14 protein-coding genes are annotated in these 20,900 nt (G+C 59.7%); 7 read left to right on the top strand and 7 right to left on the bottom strand.

Translation table 11 applies throughout. The features are described 5' to 3' along the window. The first annotated feature begins 5 nt into the window (after window positions 1-5). On the top strand, window positions 6-551 hold the full coding sequence (locus SBC1_RS22235; RefSeq protein ID WP_165096146.1) for a GNAT family N-acetyltransferase: 546 nt from the start codon (window positions 6-8) through the stop codon (window positions 549-551). On the opposite strand, the gene SBC1_RS22240 is transcribed toward SBC1_RS22235, so the two are convergent. Next, window positions 548-1,480 (bottom strand): LysR family transcriptional regulator, encoded by a 933-nt coding sequence (locus SBC1_RS22240; protein WP_165096143.1) that lies wholly within the window; start codon window positions 1,478-1,480, stop codon window positions 548-550. The two genes, SBC1_RS22235 and SBC1_RS22240, sit on opposite strands and share 4 nt — an antisense overlap. Then, window positions 1,477-3,033 carry a methyl-accepting chemotaxis protein gene (locus tag SBC1_RS22245; RefSeq protein WP_165096139.1) on the bottom strand — a complete coding sequence of 519 codons (1,557 nt, stop codon included), beginning with the start codon at window positions 3,031-3,033 and terminating at the stop codon, window positions 1,477-1,479. Before SBC1_RS22245 ends, SBC1_RS22240 begins: the two co-directional genes overlap by 4 nt. A 402-nt stretch (window positions 3,034-3,435) precedes the next feature. Between SBC1_RS22245 and SBC1_RS22250 the strand changes: the two genes are divergently transcribed. The 3 genes from SBC1_RS22250 to SBC1_RS22260 all read left to right on the top strand — a co-directional run bounded on the left by SBC1_RS22250 (window position 3,436) and on the right by SBC1_RS22260 (window position 10,311). Beyond that, window positions 3,436-4,206 (top strand): putative hydro-lyase, encoded by a 771-nt coding sequence (locus tag SBC1_RS22250; RefSeq protein WP_165096136.1) that lies wholly within the window; start codon window positions 3,436-3,438, stop codon window positions 4,204-4,206. A 29-nt stretch (window positions 4,207-4,235) separates the two neighbouring features. Next, on the top strand, window positions 4,236-5,540 hold the full coding sequence (locus tag SBC1_RS22255; protein ID WP_165096131.1) for an MFS transporter: 1,305 nt from the start codon (window positions 4,236-4,238) through the stop codon (window positions 5,538-5,540). A gap of 1,138 nt (window positions 5,541-6,678) precedes the next feature. After that, entirely contained in the window at window positions 6,679-10,311 is a 3,633-nt protein-coding gene (locus tag SBC1_RS22260) for a hydantoinase B/oxoprolinase family protein (RefSeq protein WP_165096128.1), read from the top strand. A gap of 48 nt (window positions 10,312-10,359) precedes the next feature. On the opposite strand, the gene SBC1_RS22265 is transcribed toward SBC1_RS22260, so the two are convergent. Next, on the bottom strand, window positions 10,360-12,279 hold the full coding sequence (locus tag SBC1_RS22265; RefSeq protein ID WP_165096124.1) for a potassium transporter Kup: 1,920 nt from the start codon (window positions 12,277-12,279) through the stop codon (window positions 10,360-10,362). Window positions 12,280-12,693: 414 nt separating this feature from the next. Between SBC1_RS22265 and SBC1_RS22270 the strand changes: the two genes are divergently transcribed. Beyond that, a complete protein-coding gene (locus tag SBC1_RS22270; RefSeq protein ID WP_165096119.1) occupies window positions 12,694-14,442 on the top strand; it encodes a peptidase S10 in 1,749 nt (582 codons plus the stop codon). 51 nt (window positions 14,443-14,493) lie between these two features. Here SBC1_RS22270 and SBC1_RS22275 read toward each other — a convergent pair whose 3' ends face one another. From SBC1_RS22275 to SBC1_RS22285, 3 genes are all read right to left on the bottom strand, one after another. After that, window positions 14,494-14,955 (bottom strand): Lrp/AsnC family transcriptional regulator, encoded by a 462-nt coding sequence (locus SBC1_RS22275; RefSeq protein WP_165096115.1) that lies wholly within the window; start codon window positions 14,953-14,955, stop codon window positions 14,494-14,496. 196 nt (window positions 14,956-15,151) lie between these two features. Further along, entirely contained in the window at window positions 15,152-15,604 is a 453-nt protein-coding gene (locus SBC1_RS22280) for an ester cyclase (RefSeq protein ID WP_165096111.1), read from the bottom strand. A 156-nt stretch (window positions 15,605-15,760) separates the two neighbouring features. After that, window positions 15,761-16,612 carry an oxidoreductase gene (locus SBC1_RS22285; RefSeq protein ID WP_165096106.1) on the bottom strand — a complete coding sequence of 284 codons (852 nt, stop codon included), beginning with the start codon at window positions 16,610-16,612 and terminating at the stop codon, window positions 15,761-15,763. A gap of 133 nt (window positions 16,613-16,745) precedes the next feature. On the opposite strand from SBC1_RS22285, the gene SBC1_RS22290 reads away from it, so the two are divergent. Further along, entirely contained in the window at window positions 16,746-17,651 is a 906-nt protein-coding gene (locus tag SBC1_RS22290) for a LysR family transcriptional regulator (protein WP_165096102.1), read from the top strand. Between the two features lie 12 nt (window positions 17,652-17,663). On the opposite strand, the gene SBC1_RS22295 is transcribed toward SBC1_RS22290, so the two are convergent. Then, on the bottom strand, window positions 17,664-18,932 hold the full coding sequence (locus tag SBC1_RS22295) for a cytochrome-c peroxidase (protein WP_165096100.1): 1,269 nt from the start codon (window positions 18,930-18,932) through the stop codon (window positions 17,664-17,666). A gap of 257 nt (window positions 18,933-19,189) precedes the next feature. On the opposite strand from SBC1_RS22295, the gene SBC1_RS22300 reads away from it, so the two are divergent. Beyond that, window positions 19,190-20,746 carry an acid phosphatase gene (locus tag SBC1_RS22300; RefSeq protein WP_165096093.1) on the top strand — a complete coding sequence of 519 codons (1,557 nt, stop codon included), beginning with the start codon at window positions 19,190-19,192 and terminating at the stop codon, window positions 20,744-20,746. The last annotated feature ends 154 nt before the right edge of the window (window positions 20,747-20,900 follow it).

Raw genomic sequence — 20,900 nt, forward strand, 5'->3', positions numbered from 1 at the left:
CCACCATGCCCCACTCCTCTGCCCTGGAAACCGAGCGCCTCATCCTGCGCCCGCCGCAACAAACCGATTTCGACGACATCTACGCCATGTGGTCGGACCTCGCGGTCGTGCGCCATGTCACCGGTGTCGCGTTCACCAGGGAAGAAGCGTGGGCACGCGTGCTTCGAAGCGCGGGCCATTGGGCACTGATGGGATTCGGCTATTGGGTGGTCAGCGAGAAGCGCAGCGGGAAGTTCGTCGGCGAGGTCGGCTTCGGGCAATACAAGCGCGGTATTGATCCGGCATTCGATGAAGCGCCGGAGATCGGGTGGATGTTGACATCCGAGTCGCAGGGACAGGGTTACGCGACTGAAGCCGTGCGCGCCGCGCTGCAGTGGGCGGATACACGCTGGCCCGAAGATGAAATCGTCTGCATCATCTCCCCCGAAAACGCGCCGTCGCTTGCACTCGCCAGGAAATGTTCATTCGAGGAAACTCGGACGACAACGTACAAGGGCAAGCCAACCGTCGTGTTCCAGCGCAATGCGCCTTTGCATGAAAGTAAAAGTTAAAGCCCTTCCAGGAAGTCTTTTTTAATCGATTTGGAGTAAGCGGAACACGCAACGTGCGCTGCGTTGGCCGCTGCATTGACCATCACGCTTGCATCGACGGGCTTGCACAACGACACAATGATCGGCGGCGGAACCGGCTTCAGCGGCAGCTCGACGAACTCGCCGCTTTGCAATTCCTTGGCGACAAAAAGACTGGGAATACCGGCGACGCCATATCCGTCTCGCACCAGTTGAACGATCGCTGCCACCGAAGGCGAGCATGTGATACGCGTTTGTTCGGGTCGCATGTTCTCTTGCCGGGCAAGCGTATGCACGATGCTTTCCAGCGCGACTTGCGGTGCCGTGCCACGACCGAACGTGACTATCGGCCGTTGCAGAACGCGTAGTGCGAGCCCTGTCGCGCGTCGCGACAATAGCCCGCGTCTCGCGATCCAGCGCACCGGATAACTCGCGACCGCACTCGATGCAATCTTGGTGCTGTCGATCCCTTCCACCCGTATGACGAGATCCAACTCGCCGCTTAACAAACGGCGCTGCAACACCGAACTCGAGTCAACGGTGAGATCGACATCAAGCTTCGGATAGTTCGCGTTGAGATACGTGATGTAGTGCGACAGCCAGCTATGCACCACCGTTTCGATCACGCCCAGCCGCAGCTTGCCGCCGACCACCACCTCCTGACCCGCCGCCTCGCGCAATGCACGCGCTGCGTCGACTACGTTCCTCGCGAGCCCGAGCAAGCTCTGCCCCGCAGTCGTCAAACGAAACGCCGTTGAGGTGCGGTCGACCAGCTCAGTCTTCAACTCGTCCTCGAGCGACTTGATGCGTAGCGAAATGGTTGCGGGCGTGGCGTGCAGGACACGCGCCGTCGCCCGGAAACTTTCCAGTTCAGCCAGCGTCACGAAGGTCTCGAGGAAGCGTGTATTCATGCAGGCGTCAGCCGGAACGACTGCATGGCGTCACCCAGGCGCAATGCCTGGTCGTTCATCGAACTCGCTGCAGCAGCGGCCTGTTCCACCAGCGCCGCGTTCTGTTGCGTGGTGCCGTCCATCTGCGCGATCGCCCGGTTGACCTCTTCAATCCCTACGCTCTGCTGGCTCGACGCCGTCGCAATGTCCTCCACAATTGTAGTCACGCGTTTGACCGCCGTGACAATATCGGCCATTGCCTTGCCTGCGTTTTCGGCGAGTCCCGCACCGCTTTCGATCTGCGTCAGCGAGGCATCGACCAGCACGCGAATCTCTTTTGCCGCCGCCGCGCTACGTTGCGCGAGGCTGCGCACTTCGCCCGCCACCACGGCAAAACCCCGGCCGTTTTCACCGGCGCGCGCAGCTTCAACCGCTGCGTTCAGCGCGAGGATATTCGTCTGGAACGCAATGCCGTCGATCACCGCCGTGATCTCGGCGACCTGCTTCGAACTGGTGGCAATCGCGCGCACGTTCTCGACCACATCATCCACCACGCTGCCGCCTCGCAGCGCTTGCGCCGACGCGCTCGCCGCCACCTGACTCGCTTGCGAGGCGTTCTCGGCGTTCGCCCGGACCGTGGATGTGATCTCGTCCATGGCCGCCGCGGTCTCTTGCAGCGCCGCTGCCTGCTGCTCGGTCCGGCTCGACAGGTCCGCGTTGCCGCTGGCAATTTCGGCTGCGGCAAGCTTGATGGCGTCGGCGGCATCCTTCACACGCGATACCGTGCCCGCCAGGCTGTCGCGGGTATAAGCGATCGCCGAGATGACGCTCTGCGTGTCGCCTGCCGTCACATCGATACGTCCCGTCAAATCGCCCGATGCAATCTGCCGCGCGAGTTGCGCAGCGGCGGCAGGTTCACCGCCAAGCGCGCGGCTCACGCTCTTGATTGCCATCGATGCGAACAGAGAAATGGCCGCGCCGAGTGCGAACAGCATGAGGAACGAGTGCATGAGCGTGCGATAGAACGCGGCCTGGATATCGTCCTGATACGTACCCGCAATCATGTCCCAGTCCCACGGCTTGTAACGCTTCGTATAACCCAGCTTTGAACTCGGTTCGGTCTCGCCCGGCTTCGGCCACCAATATTCGAGGAACCCTCCGCCGTCCGCCGAATTGCCGGCCGCGGCGATAGCCTTGTAGAGCTCATTGCCCTTCGCGTCCTTCCACTCCGACATGTCCTTGCCGTCCAGCTTCGGGCTGATCGGATGCATGATCATGACCGAATTCGCCCCGACGATAGTGACGTAACCGCCGCCGTCATACCGCAGGTCGCCGATCCGCGCGATGGCTTCCTGCTTCGCGGCGTCGACGGACATCTTGCCACTCTGCGCCAGCTTGTCGAGACCGGCGGCGATTGAATACGACATCTCGACAATATCGCCCAGATCGCGGTGACGCTCCGACAACTGCAGGTCACGCGTCTGATACGCGTGCCAGACGGTTAGCGTCAGAAGGCCGAACCACGAGAGAATCAGCGGCATCCATAACTTCTGGCGCAGGGACAGACGGTTCATTTTTGTTTTCCAGTTGAAAGGAACTGCGGTCAAGAGAGGCACGGGAGAACGAGCCCGCTCTTTCGCTTAACGGCAGCCCGGAGGAATTATTAACTCCGCCAAAAAAAATGCGCCTGCATACCCGATGTTTTTCGCAGGGTGTTTCTGAGCAGTTGATGCACTCCGGCGCATTAGAGTCTGCGCGTTAAAGCCCTGCTCACAAAGGCCCGAGGCCTCACTCAGCGCCTGTTTCTGCGACTGCGTGCGCCAACCCCGCTAAGTGGAAACCCCCACGATCTTGTTAAGAAAACCTTAACGCATGCGAGCGGAATAACTCGCTGGCGCTGCATTTTTTTCGCCCCTAACCTGCATCTCATCACTTGTTTAATCGCCATTTCAATGCATTCGTGAGAGACCTGAACCATGCCGCATCTTTTTCGCCAGCAAGTTCGCAGCAAGCGTTTTACCGGTCCAACGGCCGGTCACTGCGGCGAGTTTGCGCAAGCGAATCTCGCCATCATCCCCAGCGCTTATGCAGAGGATTTCCTGCGTTTTTGCGTGCGTAACCCCAAGGCGTGCCCGCTGCTCGGCGTGGGTGAACCGGGCCAGTGGAATGTCCCGGCGCTAGGCCGCGACCTCGATATCCGCACCGACGTTCCCGGCTACAACGTGTATCGCGACGGTGTGCTGTTCGAGCAGCCCGACGATATCGTGGAACTCTGGCGTGACGATCTGGTGGTGTTCGCCATTGGTTGCTCGTTTTCATTCGAGCAGATGCTGGGGCGCGAACGCATCCCGCTGCGGCACGTTGACGAGGGTGTCAACGTGCCCATGTACCGGACGAATATATCGAACCAGGCGGCCGGGCCGTTCGGCGGCAAGCTGGTCGTCTCCATGCGCCCCATGAGCGGTGCGCATGCGGTGCGGGCAATCCAGATCACGAGCCGGTTTCCTTCGGTGCACGGTGCGCCCGTGCATCTGGGGAGCCCGGCGGTGCTGGGTATTGAAGACTTGATGCAGCCTGACTACGGTCAACCGGTCTCCATTCACGAGCACGAGATACCCGTGTTCTGGGCGTGCGGCGTGACGCCGCAAAGTGCCATTGAAAGCGCGCGCTTGCCGTTCGCCATTGCGCATCGGCCGGGTCACATGCTCATGACCGATATCCCCAACTCATCGCTCGCTGTGCTCTGAGCACACGCTCACGAACCCCGGAGAAAGCCATGAATACTGAAGCCCCCTATGCGAGCACGCAAGTTGAAGCGCTACCCGATGAACCCGCCAGCAGCGGCATGTTCGGTTGGTACAAACACACGACCCCAAGCGAGAAGCGCGCGTTCTGGAGCTGCAAGATAGGCTATGGACTCGACGCCATGGACACGCAGTTCCTGAGTTTCGTGATCCCCACGCTGATAGCAACCTGGGGGCTGAGCAAGGGCGAAGCCGGATTGATCGGCACGGTGACGCTGCTCACATCAGCGCTGGGCGGCTGGGTGGCAGGCATTCTGTCCGATCGCATCGGCCGCGTGAAAACACTGCAGATCACCATTCTCTGGTTCGCGTTCTTCACGCTTGTCTGCGCGTTTGCTCAGAACTACACGCAGTTGCTGGTTGCGCGCGGCTTGATGGGCTTTGGCTTCGGTGGCGAGTGGACTGCAGGCGCAGTGTTGATCGGCGAAGTCATCCGCCCACGCGATCGCGGCAAGGCGGTGGGCATGGTGCAGGCGGGGTGGGCGATTGGCTGGGCGGTCGCCGCCGGACTCTATACGCTGGTGTTCTCGTTCCTCCCCGGCGACATCGCTTGGCGGGCGTTGTTCGCGCTCGGGATCTTGCCTGCGCCGTTCGTGATCATGATCCGCCGTCTTGTTGATGAACCGGAAGTTCACAAGCAACAGAAACAACGTGAGCTGGAAAGCAACGATCGCAGCTCGTTCCTTGAGATCTTCGGCCCTGGTATCTGGTTCACGACGTTGCGCACGGCTATTCTCGCGACCGGCACGCAAGGCGGTTATTACGCCATCACCACGTGGCTGCCGACTTACCTGAAGACCGAGCAGCATTTGAGCGTAGTTGGCACGGGTGGTTATCTCGCCGTGGTGATCGCCGGATCGTATGCGGGGTACCTGTGCGGTGCGTTTCTTAGCGACCGCTTCGGCAGGAGGCTCAACTTCATTGTTTTCTCGCTGGCTTCCATGATCATCGCGCTCGTCTATACCCGCGTGCCGATGAGCAACACCATGCTGCTGATTCTTGGCTTTCCGCTCGGCTTTTTTGCATCGGGGATATTTGCGGGCATGGGTGCGTTTATGACCGAGCTGTTTCCTACGCGGATACGGGGTTCGGGTCAGGGCTTTTGCTACAACTTCGGGCGAGCAGTCGGTGCGACGTTTCCATTCCTGATCGGTTTTGTCGCACAGAAAATGTCCTTGGGCATCGCGATTGGGACGTTCGCGGCTGCGGCCTACGGCGTAGTGATTTTGGCTGCGTTGACGTTGCCGGAGACGCGGGGCGCTAAGCTGGTTTCGTAGATTTTCTTTTCGCTCGCGCAGGCCGGGGTTGGGGTTTTGGCGGGCTCGGGCGGCCTTGGGGTTAGTGGTCGGGGTTGGCGGTCGGGTTGCCAGGTTCCAGGGTTAGTGGTCGGGGTCATTGCCGGGTTGCTAGGTTCCTACGTTAGCGGTCTGAGTCATTGCCGGGTTGCTGCTTTCGGCGTTAGTGGTCTGCCTGAGTCGGATATTCTCTTTATCACTATTAGCCACTGTGCGTGGCGGCACGTCATTTCTTTGTCCAAAGCGACAAAGAAACGAAGCAAAGAAACCGCTTTCAGAACGAGGGCTCATAAGTGTCCGCAGCGTGCAGTTTTCGTGCTTTTGGTACCCCAAAAGCACGGTGCTCGCCAGAACTGCGGGTGTGTGAACCCCTACTTCTCGCGAATCCTGACACGAACACGCTTCGCCCCCAACGCTCTCGGGCGAGCACTATTGCCAAGGAATCCGAACGGCCCTACACGTATTTAAGACCACGGCTTTTTGATAGGTTAGCTCCTCGTTCTGCGCGACCCTATTCGTGGATCACAGCTTGATGCGTATCAGCTCGGCGCGTATTTTCTGCCTCAGTTTTTGGTGAGTTGGTTACGCGGCCTACACGATCATCTTCGTTGGTTACGCCCTTACGCAGGGTGGGACCTTGTTACTTGGTCGGTTGGCCACGTGGTTCGACGTGCGCACATATGTGATGGTTGGTTTTACGCGGATAGCGCGGGGTGCTCCTTGGGCAGGTTCAGGCACTGGTGGCGAAGCGTGTGGGTATCCGCGTTCGGAGAAGGAGGGTTTCACACATCCGTGGCTCTGGCGAGCACCGTGCTTTTGGGGCACCTATGAATAGAAACTGCACGCTGTGGACACTTAGGGTAGCGTGGTTTGAAAGCGCTTTCTTTGCTTCGTTTCTTTGTCGCTTTGGACAAAGAAATGACGCGCCGCCACGCGCAGTGGCTAATAGTGATAAAGAAAACAGCCAACGCAAGCAGACCACTAACACTGAAAGCACCAACCCGGCACTGACCCCGACCACTAACGCAGGAACCCGGCAACCCCGGCACTAAACCTCGACCAACCCCGCCCATCGTTACGAACAAAATTTCTAAGTTATCCTTTCGAATAGGAGCTACCCATGTCGCAGACTAACCCCTCCCACGATCGCCGCTGGCAATTCTGGATCGACCGCGGAGGCACATTCACCGACATCGTCGCGCGCCGCCCCGACGGGCGCATCGTCACGCACAAGGTATTGTCGGAGAATCCCGAGCGATATCGCGATTCCGCCGTGCATGGCATCCGCGAATTGCTGGACATCGCAAGCCATGAAGCCGTGCCGGCCGAGCTGATCGATAGCGTGCGAATGGGCACCACGGTAGCCACGAACGCGCTGCTCGAACGCAAGGGCGCGCCAACGGTGCTCGCAATCACAAAAGGTTTCGCCGATGCGCTGCGCATCGCGTATCAAAGCCGACCAAAGCTGTTCGTGCGAAACATTGAATTGCCGACGCTGCTATATGAGCAAGTTGTCGAGATCGATGAACGGATCGGTGCGCGTGGCGAAGTCGTTCGGGAACTCGACGTCGAACAGGCTCGCCGAGCGTTGCAGAGCGCCTTCGATAACGGCATCCGTTCCTGCGCAATCGTGTTGATGCACGGCTACCGCTACACCGCGCATGAACAAAAGCTCAAGGAACTCGCCGAACAAATCGGCTTTACACAGATATCCGTCAGTCACGAAGTAAGCCCGCTGATGAAGCTGGTATCGCGCGGTGACACCACCGTGGTCGACGCATACCTATCACCCATCCTGCGCCGCTACGTCGGGCAGGTTGAAGCTGATCTCGGCGCCGTACCGCTGCAGTTCATGCAAAGCAACGGCGGCCTCACCGACGCCCACCGTTTCCAGGGCAAGGACGCGATCCTCTCGGGACCCGCGGGCGGCATCGTAGGCGCAGCGCAAGTATCGAAGCTCGCGGGCTTCGACAAGATCATCGGCTTCGACATGGGCGGCACATCCACCGACGTGACGCACTACGCCGGCGAATACGAGCGCGAGTTCGCCACCGAAGTGGCCGGCGTTCGCATCCGTGCACCGATGATGAAGATCCACACGGTCGCGGCAGGAGGCGGCTCGATCTGCAGTTTCGACGGCACGCGTTTTCGCGTCGGGCCGCAAAGCGCGGGTGCGAATCCCGGACCGGCTTCGTACCGGCGCGGTGGCCCGCTGACCGTGACGGACTGCAACGTGATGACCGGCAAGATCAGCGCGCGCTGGTTCCCCCACGTATTCGGACCGGACGGTGACCTGCCGCTCGACGCCGATGTCGTGCAACGCAAGTTCGCCGAGGTGGCGGCGGCGGTGGAAACCGCAACCGGCGTCGCGCGAACGCCCGAAGAAATCGCGGAAGGGTTCTTGAAGATCGCGGTGGAAAACATGGCGAACGCAATCAAGCAGATCTCCGTGCAGCGCGGCTACGACGTGACGCATTACACGCTCGCGTGTTTCGGGGGCGCGGGCGGTCAGCATGCGTGCCTCGTCGCCGACGCGCTAGGAATGACGCGCGTGTTCATCCATCCGTTGGCGGGCGTGCTGTCGGCCTACGGCATGGGTCTCGCCGACGTCCGCGCGCTGCGGCAGCAAGCGCTTGAAACGCCGCTCGACCGGGAAGCGCTCGCCGCTTGCGATCAAACATTTGAGCCGCTGGAAACGGCGGCGCGAAACGAAGTCGCCGAGCAACGCATTCCAACCGGCAACATCACGTTGCGGCGCACGCTGCATATCAAATACGATGGCACGGACACCGCGCTTGAGATCGATTTCTCGATGGAACCGGCAAGCATCGTAGAGACGTTCGAGCGTTTGTATCGCGCGCGTTATGGCTTCCTCATGCCGAACAAGGCGCTGATCATCGAGGCCGTCGCGGTCGAAGCCAGCGGCCGCACGCAGGATGCCGAAGACGAACAATGGCCGCTGGCCGAGCACGCATCGGTGAACCCGCAAGCGCTTGCGGCCACGCGCATTTTCTCAGGCGGCGAATGGCGCGATACCCCTGTCTTTGATCGCGATGCGCTGGCGCCCGGCGCGCGTATCGACGGCCCAGCTATAGTCAACGAACGTACTGGGACGACGGTAATCGAACCGGGCTGGCAAGTCGTGGTGAGCCGGCACAATCATCTCGTGGTTGAACGGACGACCGCGCTCGTCAATCGTCATGCTGCCGGTACGCAAGCAGACCCCGTTCTGCTTGAAGTGTTCAACAACCTGTTCATGTCGATTGCTGAACAGATGGGCGTGACACTCGCGAACACGTCGTACTCGGTGAACATCAAGGAACGTCTCGACTTTTCGTGCGCGCTCTTCGACACCGGCGGCAACCTGATCGCCAACGCGCCGCATATGCCGGTGCATCTCGGTTCAATGGGCGAAAGCGTGCAGACGATCATCGACCGGCGCGCGGGCACCATGCAAGCCGGCGATGTCTACGTCCTCAACGCGCCGTACGCAGGCGGCACACATTTGCCCGACGTGACCGTCATCATGCCGGTGTTCGTCGATGCCAGCCTCACGCCGACCTTCTATGTCGCGGCGCGCGGACATCATGCGGATATCGGCGGCATCACGCCCGGCTCCATGCCGCCGGATTCCACGCACGTCGACCAGGAAGGCGTGTTGCTCGACAACATTCAGCTCGTGGCGCAAGGGCGTTTTCTCGACCGTGAAATACGCGACCTGCTGACCTCCGGCCCGTATCCGGTGCGCAACGTCGAGCAGAACCTGGCCGATCTTCGCGCGCAAGTTGCCGCTTGCACGAAGGGCACGCAGGAGCTTGAACGCATGTGCGGGCAGTTCGGCCTGGATGTGGTGCGCGCTTATATGCAGCACGTGCAGGACAATGCGGAGGAGGTCGTGCGGCGGACGCTTTCGGTGTTGAAGGACGGCCACTTCGAATACGCGCTCGACGACGGCGCGAAGATCGTGGTGGCAGTATCGATCAACCGTGAAACGCGTTCGGCCGTGATCGACTTCGAGGGCACGAGCGCGCAGCAGCCGAACAACTACAACGCGCCATCGGCGATCTGCAAGGCAGCGGTGCTATACGTGTTCCGCACGCTGGTAGACGACGATATCCCGCTTAACGCCGGTTGTCTGAAGCCGCTGGAGATCCGCATTCCGGCGGGATCGATGCTCAATCCGAACTATCCGGCGGCGGTGGTGGCGGGCAATGTCGAGACCTCACAAGTTGTCACCGACGCCCTCTACGGCGCGCTCGGCGTGATGGCCGGCGCACAAGGCACGATGAACAACTTCACCTTCGGCAACGAGCAGTTCCAGTACTACGAGACCATCTGCGGGGGCGCGGGCGCGGGTCCCGCCTTTGCCGGTTGCAGCGCGGTCCAGACGCACATGACGAACTCGCGCCTGACCGACCCGGAAGTGCTCGAGTGGCGCTTTCCGGTACGTCTCGACGACTTCCGCATCCGCCGCGGCAGCGGCGGTGCGGGACTGCATGCGGGCGGCGACGGCACCGAGCGGCGGGTACGTTTCCTCGCGCCGATGACCGCAGTGATCCTGTCCAACCGTCGTCGCGTCGCACCGTTCGGACTCGCAGGCGGCAAGCCGGGCGCGCTCGGCGTGAACTGGGTCGAACGAGCAGGGGACAAGACGCGTGAAACCTTCGGCGCGCGACATCAGGCGCAGATGAATCCCGACGATGTCTTCGTCATCCAGACGCCCGGCGGTGGGGGCTACGGCGAAGAGAGATGAAGTCTTCTGTCCGCCTCGCTGCCGTTAGCGAGGCGGACAGGCAAAACCTTAGATCTCCACTTTCGATCCGAATTCAACCACGCGATTAGTCGGCAGCTTGAGATACGCAGAAACGTTGCCAACGTTGTGCAGCATGACGCCGAACAATCGCTCGCGCCAAAGCGCCATGCACCTTTCCCTCTCGCGCTTCGGTATCACGGTCGCGCGGCTCAGGAAGTAGGACGTCTCCGACTGCTCGAACACCAGACCGTATGCCTTGCATGCCTCAAGGGCACGCGGCAAGTTAACCTCGTCCTTGAAGCCGTATGTGATCGTGACGTGATAGCAGTCAGTGCACAACACTTGCACCTGCACCCGCTCACGCTCCTCAACCCACGGAACCTCCTTGTTCGCCACCGTCAGGAACACCACACGCCGATGCAACACCTGGTTATGCATGAGGTTGTTGATCAATGCATGCGGCACGCCATGGGGATCGGGAGACAGGAAAATCGCCGTCCCGTTGACCCGCACCGGCGAACGCGCCAGCAGAGACTCCAGGAAGGGCTTGAGCGGTGTAGTTCCGGCCCGTACCTTGGCTTCGCCCAGCATGATTTCCCATCCACGTCCCCATGTGGTCATGACGGCGAACATGAGCAGCCCAATAGCGAGCGGGAACCAGCCGCCCTGCGTGATCTTGAGGAGATTCGCCGAGAAGAACGTGGCGTCGATCACAAAGAAAAACACCGTGGCGCCCACGCACAGGAACCAGTTGTAATGCCACGCATAACGAATCACGAAGAACGTGAGCATGGTCGTGATGAGCATGGTGCCGGTAACCGCAATGCCGTAAGCCGACCCCAGCGCAGTCGATGAACCGAAGCCGATCACAGCCGCCACCACGGCAACCAGCAAGGTCCAGTTAATGCCCGGAACGTAGATCTGCCCTATCTCCTTCGCCGATGTGTACACCACGTTCATACGCGGCAGGAAGCCTAGTTGCATGGCCTGCTTGGTCATCGAATAGGTGCCTGAAATCACGGCTTGCGAGGCGATCACCGTGGCTATCGTCGACAACACGACCATCGGATAAAGCGACCATACCGGGAACAATCGATAGAACGGATTTTGCACAGCGGATGGATCGGCCAGCAGTAGCGCGCCCTGCCCCAGGTAATTCAGTGCGAGTGCGGGGAATACCAGACCGAACCACGTAAGCCGGATCGGCTGCGCACCGAAATGCCCCATGTCGGCATATAGCGCCTCTGCACCCGTCAGAGAGAGCACGACGGCCCCCAGTGCAACGAACGCCAACCACCGGTGATGCAGGCAAAATGCCAAACCCGCGAGCGGATTGAGCGAGACCAGGATATGCGGCGCGTTCATGATCTTGATGATCCCCGCCCCGGCCAGCACGATGAACCACACCACCATGATCGGCCCGAACACCGCACCAATGCCGGACGTCCCGTGCTTTTGCATCATGAACAACGTAATCAGTGCGGCCAGCGTAATGGGGATGACATACGGTTTGAGCAAAGGCGTCGCGACTTGCAGCCCTTCGACCGCACTCAGCACCGATATGGCAGGCGTAATCACGCCATCGCCGTAGAACAGTGCCGCGCCCATCACGCCGACGGCCAGCAGGACATGGCGAAGTCGTGGACGACTTGCCACCGACGACGCGGCAAGCGCCAGGAGCGCCATGATTCCGCCCTCGCCGTGGTTGTTCGCACGCAGGATGAGCGTCACGTACTTGAGCGAGACGACCACCGTCAGCGACCAGAAGATCAGCGAGACAATGCCGATGACATTGGCGGCATCCAGCTTCAACCCGTTGGCGGGATCGAAGACCGTTTGCAGCGTGTACAACGGACTGGTGCCGATGTCGCCATAAACCACGCCAAGGGCAGCCAGCGCCAGGCCATATACTGCTGGCCGGTGCGGCTGGGGCTCAGCGCCGGTTGCAGCGGATGCATGTAGTCCCATGTCTCCTCCAGATGGCCGCCGCCGGTAGCCTTTGGCCCCGGGGTTCGGATCGTCCGTTTGCCTGTTCTGGCGCGATCCGGAAGCCGGCTTAATTGTCAGGCAATTGCGGTTTGTTATCTCTGGTTGATCCAAGTATAGGAAAGCGAAAGCGGATCGGCGAATCGATCTGAGTGAGCGGGGGGACGTGCTAAGGGTTAACTCAAACGTCATCTGCTTTGTGTCGAACTTGTGACCAACAGACTCCTTGGCTAACACTACGGCTTCGAAATACTTACATCGATGCTTACGGATCTTGCATCTTGTCCCCGACGACGAGAACGCTATTGACGCAGCGGATCGGCTTATCGAGAATCCACGCAGCACCTAAGCAAAACAAAAACAGCCGGGACTAAGATGCGATCTTGTTTCTACCCAATGGTAAGCGGTCTGTTGAGCGGTCTGATCGTGCTTGGCCTCGCCAGCGGTCCGTCCGTGGTCTTGTCGCAGGAAACCAGCGCAGCACCGGCTGACACCTCAGTCGAGCCCGCCGAGACACAGGGGTCGCAGGAGTCGCCCGCCGGAACACCAGTACAGCCAGACGCGGCGAAACCCTCCGCCCAGGCCAACGCCCGCGCCGCGTCGGATGCGAACGCCAACCCCGCTCGCCGTAACCGCGCAAGCGCTGCGAGAACGTCGGCTGCGGCCAGCGATGCTGCCAGCGAAACGAAAGCCGACACCGCGATACCGGTCCCGCCCGAAACCACCTCAGTCACGCAGCATTCAATCAAGCTCGGCGGCCGCAAGATTGACTACACGGCCACTGCCGGCAATCTGCTTCTGCGCAACAACGCGGGGCAGGCTGAGGCCAGCGTTTTTTATGTTGCCTACACCGCGAATACGAAAAGCACCGCCACGCGTCCCATCACGTTTCTTTTTAACGGCGGCCCGGGCGCGGGCAGCATCTTTCTCCTGATGGGATCGTTCGGACCCGAGCGTGCACATACGTCGAGTCCGGCTATTACAGCACCGGCGCCCTACGTGCTCTCGGACAATCCGGACAGTCTTCTGGACACAACCGATCTTGTTTTCGTCGATGCACCCGGTGCAGGCTTCTCGCGAATCGTCGGCCACGCAACCGGGAAACGCTTCTGGGGCGTCGATGAAGATCTGGACGCATTCGAACACTTTATAGAGCGCTACCTGAGCGTGAACCAGCGATGGAATTCGCCGAAGTACTTGCTCGGCGAATCGTATGGAACGGCGCGCGCCGCCATGCTTGCTTATCGTTTGAGCCAGAACAACATTGCATTGAACGGGGTCGTCCTGATGTCCTCCATCCTCAACCCGGGAGCGCACGCGGCAGGAACGGATCTGGAGAGCGAAAGCTACTTGCCGACCTATGCGGCCATTGCGTGGTATCACGACAAGATCGTGCCCAAGCCGCCGAGCTTGCCGGCGTTCCTCGACGAGGTCCGCGCGTTCGCTTCCGGCCCCTACGCGCAAGCGTTGGCCGCGGGCGACTCGCTGCCCGATTCGGAACGCGACGCAATCGCCGCACGTGTGGCGCATTACACCGGGCTCGACGTGAATTACGTCAAGCAGTCGCGGCTGCAAATCTGGGCATCGCGGTTTCGCAAGCAGCTGCTGATAAGGGAATCGCGGACGGTGGGCCGCTACGATGCTCGATTCGAAGGCATGGACTACGACGACGCCTCCGAGCATCCCGATTACGACGCGTCGGTGACCAGCGTATCGAGCGCCTTCGATGCCGCGTTGCACGAGCATCTCGCACAAGACCTGCACTTCGAACCGAAAGATGCGTATCGGGTGTTCAACGACGAAGCGTTGAAGCAATGGAACTGGAAACATCGCCAGTGGTGGGGAGAGCAGCTTACGCTGCCCTATGCGGCCGGCGATCTTGCCGAGGCAATGCGGCAGAACCCGCGTCTTCGCGTGCTGTCTCTCAATGGCTACTTCGATCTTGCAACGCCATTCTTCCAGACCGAATACGATCTGGCGCATATGGGACTGGATCCGTCGCTGCGACCCAACGTGCAACGCACGTATTATCCGACGGGCCACATGATCTATCTCGACGATGCAGCCCTGCATTCGCTCAAGAGCGACCTCGTGCATTTTTATAATGCCGGCACGGCGGAAGTGCCCAAGGGTGGGTCGCAGTAAATGGGGAGTGAACCGCTTGTTCGCATTCCTGATGAATAACCGGCGGATTAGTCAAAGCAACGGCAATCCGGCATCGCGCTTGACCTCACGCAACGACAGCGTGGACTCGACGGCCGTAACGCCGGGCAACGTCCGCAATATGTCGCGCAGGAACGTGCCATAGTCCTCCAGGTCTCGCGCCACGATCTCAAGCAGATAGTCGGCGCTGCCGGAAATGTTGTGGCACGAAACAATGCGCGGTATAGCCTGGATTTCGCGCTCGAACCGGTCGGCCAATTGCCGGTCGTGCACACCAAAGCGCACCAACGTAAATGCGACCAGACCCAGCTTTATTGCAGATTTGGATAGGATCGCCCGATATCCTTCAATGTAACCTTCCGCTTCCAGCCGCTTGAGGCGCCGAGCGCACGGCGTTTCGCTTAAGCCCACGGCTTCGGCGAGGCTTGCGTTGGTTGCACGGCCGTCGGCCTGGATCGCTATCAGAATTGCGCGATCTATCTTGTCAAGTTCCATCCGTCATCCTCCATGGAGGATACGAATGTTAGTGCATTCCACTAAATCACGCAGTCGATCTGCGGGAAATGCCTAACTCGCGGATATGGTCTGACGTAATGAAAGCACGCCTTAAGCCTTCCAGGCAATGCATGCCAGACGCGATCGCAAAGACGAAGTATCAGCAAACGCTTCACCGAACGCTTAGGTTTCTAATCTAAGCCGGACGGTTCGCCAAGCCCGGAGGCAACTCGCCAATTTGACGGAACAAGCCTAGCCAGTCTTCGAGGTGCCAAGTCTTGGCAATGCGGTCATCGCGGAGTTCATGGAAAGAATGAATCGCGAAATCTACCGCTTTTGACGTGGCCGGAATGCCCATGAACGGTCCCGACTGCGTGCCCGTGATCTTTGCACGTACGCCGACCATGGCGTCGTGGATCAGGACATCGAGCAGGATGATTTTCATATCGGGCAGCGCATGCAACAGATCTGCAAGCATGGGTGCTAACTGCTCCACACCAATCGGTTGCCCCGATGCACCAGGAACATACTCCCAATCTGAAGTGACGGCCGTGCGCAGCAGCGGTATATCCGCAAGCTCGATGGCGCGATAAAAGCGCGTGATGACTTCCCTCGTGGCGGCGTACCCTGCTTCGTTCGATGTAGTCATGTTCCGTCCTCTCCGGCGCCGGTCAGACGCGCATAGGCAAGCAGTCGGCCCGCTCCCTTATGCTGCAATTCATCTGTACAGGAGAGGGTTTTAGCAATGATAAGCCACTTGGCAAACTACGCCTGACCACAGGACGCTACACCAAACCTTGCCTTTTCACGCAGGAAAGTCGGTCGACCGAGACAGCGCTTCCCAGGTCTGAAGCTCCTGTTCGACAAACGCATGCTTCTCGCGAACCCGGGCCAAAGCGTCCGTGCCCAACTGAAGCCGCAGCGGCGGATTCGCGGCGGAGACCAATGTCAGCAGCGCTTGCGCAAGCCGCTTGGGGTCTCCTGGTTGCCGATGGTTATATGCGTTCGCCGACACTCGAACCTTGCCGGCAGTTTCAGCGTAATCCGCGATTACATTCTTCGCTTCCATCGCAGACGAGGAATCGAGAAAGTCAGTTCGGAAATAGCCTGGCTCGACGACCGTGACATGAATGCCGAGCGGCAAAAGCTCTGCGTGCAGCGCTTCTGAAAGGCCCTCCACCGCGAACTTGGTCGAACCGTACACGCCGAAACCCGCACCGACCCGATAACCGCCAAGCGACGACATGTTGATGACATGCCCCGAACGCTGGCGGCGCATTTGCGGCAGCACGGCGCGCGTGACGTTGAGCAAACCCATCACATTGGTGTCGAAAATACTGCGGACCTCGTCGGCACTGGTCTCTTCAACCGCGCCGGCCAAGCCATAACCGGCGTTGTTGACAAGCACATCGATGCGGCCGAAACGCTCCACCGCCAGCTTGACGGCTTGATGAGCCGCGGACTTGTCGGTTACATCGAGGTCGAGAGCCAACAGGCCGGGCTGCAAGCCAAGTGCGTTGGTGACGGCGCTCGATTTGCGCGCCGTGGCAACCACGGCGTCACCTTGTGCGAGCGCCGCAGTGGTAATCTCGGCGCCCATTCCGCGCGATGCGCCGGTGATCATCCAGACACGCTTGAAGCTTGTTTGCGGGGTCATGTCGAACCTCTTTAGTTGGAACGGTGGCCGGGAATCCGGTTGCCATGACGCAAATCCTACGCATCCGATTCAGCTTGAAAAAGCGTATCGAGGTACATTCGCTATGAACCAAAAGTTCATAATGGAGCGGCGCATGAACAAGGATCTTCTGGATGGCGTGGCCATGTTCCTGGCGGTGGCCGAGCATAAGAGCTTTACGACCGCAGCCGCTCGCCTGCAGGTTTCGCCCACGGCGGTAAGCAAATCAATCCGGCTGCTGGAGCGGCGTCACGGCGTGTCGCTGTTTCAGCGCACCACCCGGAGAGTCGCGTTGACCGAGGCAGGGGTATCGCTGTTCGAGCGCTTGCGTCCGGCTGTTGAAGACATCGACGGCGCGTTTGAAGCGCTTAATAGCTTTCGCGACAATGCCTCTGGCACGCTACGCATCACGATGACCCGTTCTGCCTGCACGCTGATGATCGAGCCCATGATCGAACAGTTTCGCGTGGCCCACCCAGACGTGCATCTGGACCTGACGCTCGATGAGGGCGCCGTGGATCTGGTGGAAAGTGGCTTCGATGCCGGCATTCGCTTAGGCGAAGCACTCGCGAAAGACATGGTGGCTTTGCGGCTCACGCCGGACGCTGTGTGGTCGGTTGTCGGGAGCCCTGCGTATTTCGCGAGGGCGGGGCGTCCCCAAACGCCGCAAGACCTGATGAATCACGAAGGCATTCAGTATCGCTTCGTCAAATCGGGCGTCATCCACCGATGGGACTTTCAGGTCGATGGCCGCAAAATCATGATCGACATTGGCAGCCGTCTGACAGTCAATGATCGCGGCGCCTTGATGAAATTTGCTCGCATGGGACTTGGGCTTGCGTACGTCGCGGATTTCGAAGCTAAGCGTGAGTTGGCCGCGGGCGAACTCGAACAAGTGTTGCTGCCCTTTACTCCGCCTAGCGACGGCCTGTATTTGTATTTCCCGGTCCGCACGCAGTCGCAGGCGAAGCTAAGGGCGTTGATTGATGCGCTAAAGCCGACGCGCTTAACCAAAGGCTAAGCGCACGCACGCTTATTTAGCCGCCTGATACCCATCCGTCAGCGTATTCAAGAATGCGACCACGTCCTTGATTTCCGCCTCGTCCAGAGCTGGCTTTTCACCGGGCCTGCGATCGAAAGGGGGTTCCGTATTTACATTCGCCCAATAGCGCTTGGGCAAGTCGTCGAACTTCTGGACCTTGCCGTGAACGGTCGGATAAAACTTCTCGGGGTTCGTATCGCGTTGAACATAGAAGCGCACGGCTTCGTCCAGCGAGTGATAGATGCCGTTATGGAAAAACGCCTTGCGCGTGGCCACATTACGCAGTGACGGTGTTCTGAAGATGCCGCAATACTCCGACTGACCCTTGAGGTCCTTTCGCTCTGGACCACACGCACCGAGGTCGTAATACTTCGGGTCTTTGTTGACAGGCAGAGCCCGGTTGCGCGGAACGCCCAGCGCTATCAACCCGAAGTCGCTGAACTGCGGCGGCGAGCCGTCCTTCGCGCGCTGGCTGATATGACACGCGGCGCAATTGCCCTTCTTCTCATCGTTGAATAATTCGAGCCCGCGCATTTCTGCTTCGTTCAGCTTTGCGTTGCCCGCAAGAAATGCATCGAACTTGCTGGTGTACGGATAGAACTTTTGCGGCGTCTGCTCGAACGCCTCAAGCGAACGGAGGATGGCGTTAAAGGCTTTTTCGTCGTTATCGAAAATGGTCGCGCCGAACGCTTCGCGCAACTCTCCCGCATAGGGCGCGGCCTTGACCGCCGCGACCACTTGCGCCGGCGTGCTGCCCATTTCAAACGATGACGTCAGCGGAATCCGCGCCTGATCCGCACCATGATCGACCCGCCCGTCCCAGGTCAAACCACCGGTCGGACCGGCATCGACGCTCTCGTCGCCTTCGTCGTCGGAATCGTGGAAATGCTGCGTGAATTGCGGCACCGATTGCAAATAACGCAGCGACGGCACCGCACGAAATCCCGGCCGCCGCAAGTCGCTGCCGCCCAGTTGCACCGACAACGCGTTAGGCGGTCCGAACGCATGATCAGGACTATGGCACGACGCGCAAGCGAGTTTGCCGGACCCGGACAACGAAGGATCGAGGAACAACTTCTCTCCCACCGACGTCATCTGCTTAACCTGCGCAAAAACCTGTGCACGGGTTTTCGCTTCGCCTGAACTGTAAGGCCCGGCTTGCGCTGCCGTTGAAGAGGCGTGCGAATCGCAGCCGGTTAGCACGACGGCTGAAACGAAAAATGCGGCAAGGGGCAGTAACACAGAAGCGATGGATGGCATGTGCATAAGGCATTGGAAGGAAGCCGAAGCCTATGACGTTTATGTGTCACATCAATGACATGACAAAAGCCATTCGCTTATCTAATGAAACCTGACATATTATTACTTAATGAAAGCTAGTTTAAATGTTCCTGTCAAATGCGATTGGGACACTGCGGCACCGGCAAAAATCGCTTAACGGCTTAAGCAGCGGCTAGCGTAGGTAAGCAATGCATAGGCGATTCCCTCGCCGGTCCCCCAACGACAGAGACCTATCGATGAATAAGAAACTCGTCCTCGCCGTGCCACTCACGGCGTCGATCGCACTTGGCTTGTACGCGTGCGGCGGCAACGACGACAACCACGCCGACCTCAACTCGGTGAAGAACATTGTCGTGATCTATGCGGAAAACCGTAGCTTCGACAACCTCTACGGCAACTTCCCGGGCGCCAACGGATTGCAGAACGTTACTGCCGCGAGCGCTCAGCAACTTGACCGCGACGGCAGCGTGCTGGCCACGCTGCCGCCCATCTGGAACGGGTTGACCGCTACGGGCGTGACGCCTGCCGTGACCCAGGCCATGACGGCGAACTTGCCGAACTCGCCTTTCGCTATCGACGATCCGGCTGGTTTCAACACGCCTTTGTCGCTGACAACACGCGACCTGTATCACCGTTTCTATGAAAACCAGATGCAGATCGATGGCGGCAAGAACGACAAGTTCGCCGCGTGGGCCGACTCCGGTGGTTTTGTCATGGGTCACTACAACACCAACGCCGACAAGCTGCCGCTATACAAGATCGCCCAGCAATACACGCTCGCCGATAACTTCTTCATGGGCGCATTCGGCGGTTCGTTCCTGAACCACCAGTGGCTGGTCTGCGCGTGCACCCCGATCTATCCGAATGCGGACAAGAGCGTGGCGGCTGGATCGATTTCATCGGTGAACGCTGACGGGGTATCGTTGAAGCTGACGGCAGCCTCGCCCACTTCCGCCATCACGGGCATTCCGAAGTTCGTCAACTCGGGCAACCTGACGCCGGACTTCTACGCCATCAATACGATGCAACCGCCGTATCAACCGAGCGGCAACACGCCGGCGACGGGCGGCGATCCAGCGCTCGCCGACCCGACTGTTGCGACTACGCTGCCGCCGCAAACGCAGACTCATATAGGAGACCTGTTGAATACAGCGAACGTTTCGTGGGCCTGGTACGGCGGCTCGTGGGGCGCTGCGTTGGCGGATCGCACCAAGATCAGTGGCTCGGTGAATTCAGTGCCGAATTTCCAGACGCATCACCAGCCGTTCAACTATTTCGCTGACCTGGCACCGGGCACGACAAACCGCGCGCAGCACTTGCTGGATGGCGGCACGGATGGCGCGGGGTTCATCGCTGCGATCGATGCAGGCACTTTGCCCGCAGTGTCATTCTATAAACCGCAGGGCAACCTGAACGAGCACGCGGGTTATACGGACGTGGCATCGGGCGATGCGCATATTGCCAATGTGATTCAGCATTTGCAGGCGAGTCCACAGTGGAAGAACATGGTCGTGGTCGTGACGTACGACGAAAACGGCGGGTTCTGGGATCACGTCTCGCCGCCGAAGGGCGATCGTTGGGGTCCGGGTACGCGCATTCCGGCGCTGGTGATTTCGCCTTACGCGAAGAAGGGTTTCGTCGATCACACGCAATACGATACGACGTCCATCCTGCGTCTGATCACTACACGCTACTCGTTGCCGAAGCTGCCTGGCCTGACGGCACGCGACGCGGCAATGGTCGCAGCAGGCGGCAAGCCGATGGGCGATCTGACAGCGGCGCTGCAATTCTGAAAGTGAGCCTCAGCGTGGCGGCTGACTAGCTGTCATGTTAGTAAAAAAGCGCGATGGGCCTAGTGGCCCATCGCGCTTTTTTTGGGCGTCAGTGGTCGGTAGCGGTGCGGGGGTACTGCTCTCGGCGTTATCACAGTCGAGCAAGTGCTGACGC

The organism is Caballeronia sp. SBC1 (genome assembly GCF_011493005.1).
Classification (GTDB): domain Bacteria; phylum Pseudomonadota; class Gammaproteobacteria; order Burkholderiales; family Burkholderiaceae; genus Caballeronia.

Excerpts from the sequence above, each read along its gene's own strand:
- SBC1_RS22235 (WP_165096146.1), top strand. The coding sequence starts at position 6 with ATGCCCCACTCCTCTGCCCTGGAAACCGAGCGCCTCATCCTGCGCCCG.
- SBC1_RS22240 (WP_165096143.1), bottom strand. The coding sequence starts at position 1,480 with ATGAATACACGCTTCCTCGAGACCTTCGTGACGCTGGCTGAACTGGAA.
- SBC1_RS22245 (WP_165096139.1), bottom strand. The coding sequence starts at position 3,033 with ATGAACCGTCTGTCCCTGCGCCAGAAGTTATGGATGCCGCTGATTCTC.
- SBC1_RS22250 (WP_165096136.1), top strand. The coding sequence starts at position 3,436 with ATGCCGCATCTTTTTCGCCAGCAAGTTCGCAGCAAGCGTTTTACCGGT.
- SBC1_RS22255 (WP_165096131.1), top strand. The coding sequence starts at position 4,236 with ATGAATACTGAAGCCCCCTATGCGAGCACGCAAGTTGAAGCGCTACCC.
- SBC1_RS22260 (WP_165096128.1), top strand. The coding sequence starts at position 6,679 with ATGTCGCAGACTAACCCCTCCCACGATCGCCGCTGGCAATTCTGGATC.
- SBC1_RS22265 (WP_165096124.1), bottom strand. The coding sequence starts at position 12,279 with ATGGGACTACATGCATCCGCTGCAACCGGCGCTGAGCCCCAGCCGCAC.
- SBC1_RS22270 (WP_165096119.1), top strand. The coding sequence starts at position 12,694 with ATGGTAAGCGGTCTGTTGAGCGGTCTGATCGTGCTTGGCCTCGCCAGC.
- SBC1_RS22275 (WP_165096115.1), bottom strand. The coding sequence starts at position 14,955 with ATGGAACTTGACAAGATAGATCGCGCAATTCTGATAGCGATCCAGGCC.
- SBC1_RS22280 (WP_165096111.1), bottom strand. The coding sequence starts at position 15,604 with ATGACTACATCGAACGAAGCAGGGTACGCCGCCACGAGGGAAGTCATC.
- SBC1_RS22285 (WP_165096106.1), bottom strand. The coding sequence starts at position 16,612 with ATGACCCCGCAAACAAGCTTCAAGCGTGTCTGGATGATCACCGGCGCA.
- SBC1_RS22290 (WP_165096102.1), top strand. The coding sequence starts at position 16,746 with ATGAACAAGGATCTTCTGGATGGCGTGGCCATGTTCCTGGCGGTGGCC.
- SBC1_RS22295 (WP_165096100.1), bottom strand. The coding sequence starts at position 18,932 with ATGCCATCCATCGCTTCTGTGTTACTGCCCCTTGCCGCATTTTTCGTT.
- SBC1_RS22300 (WP_165096093.1), top strand. The coding sequence starts at position 19,190 with ATGAATAAGAAACTCGTCCTCGCCGTGCCACTCACGGCGTCGATCGCA.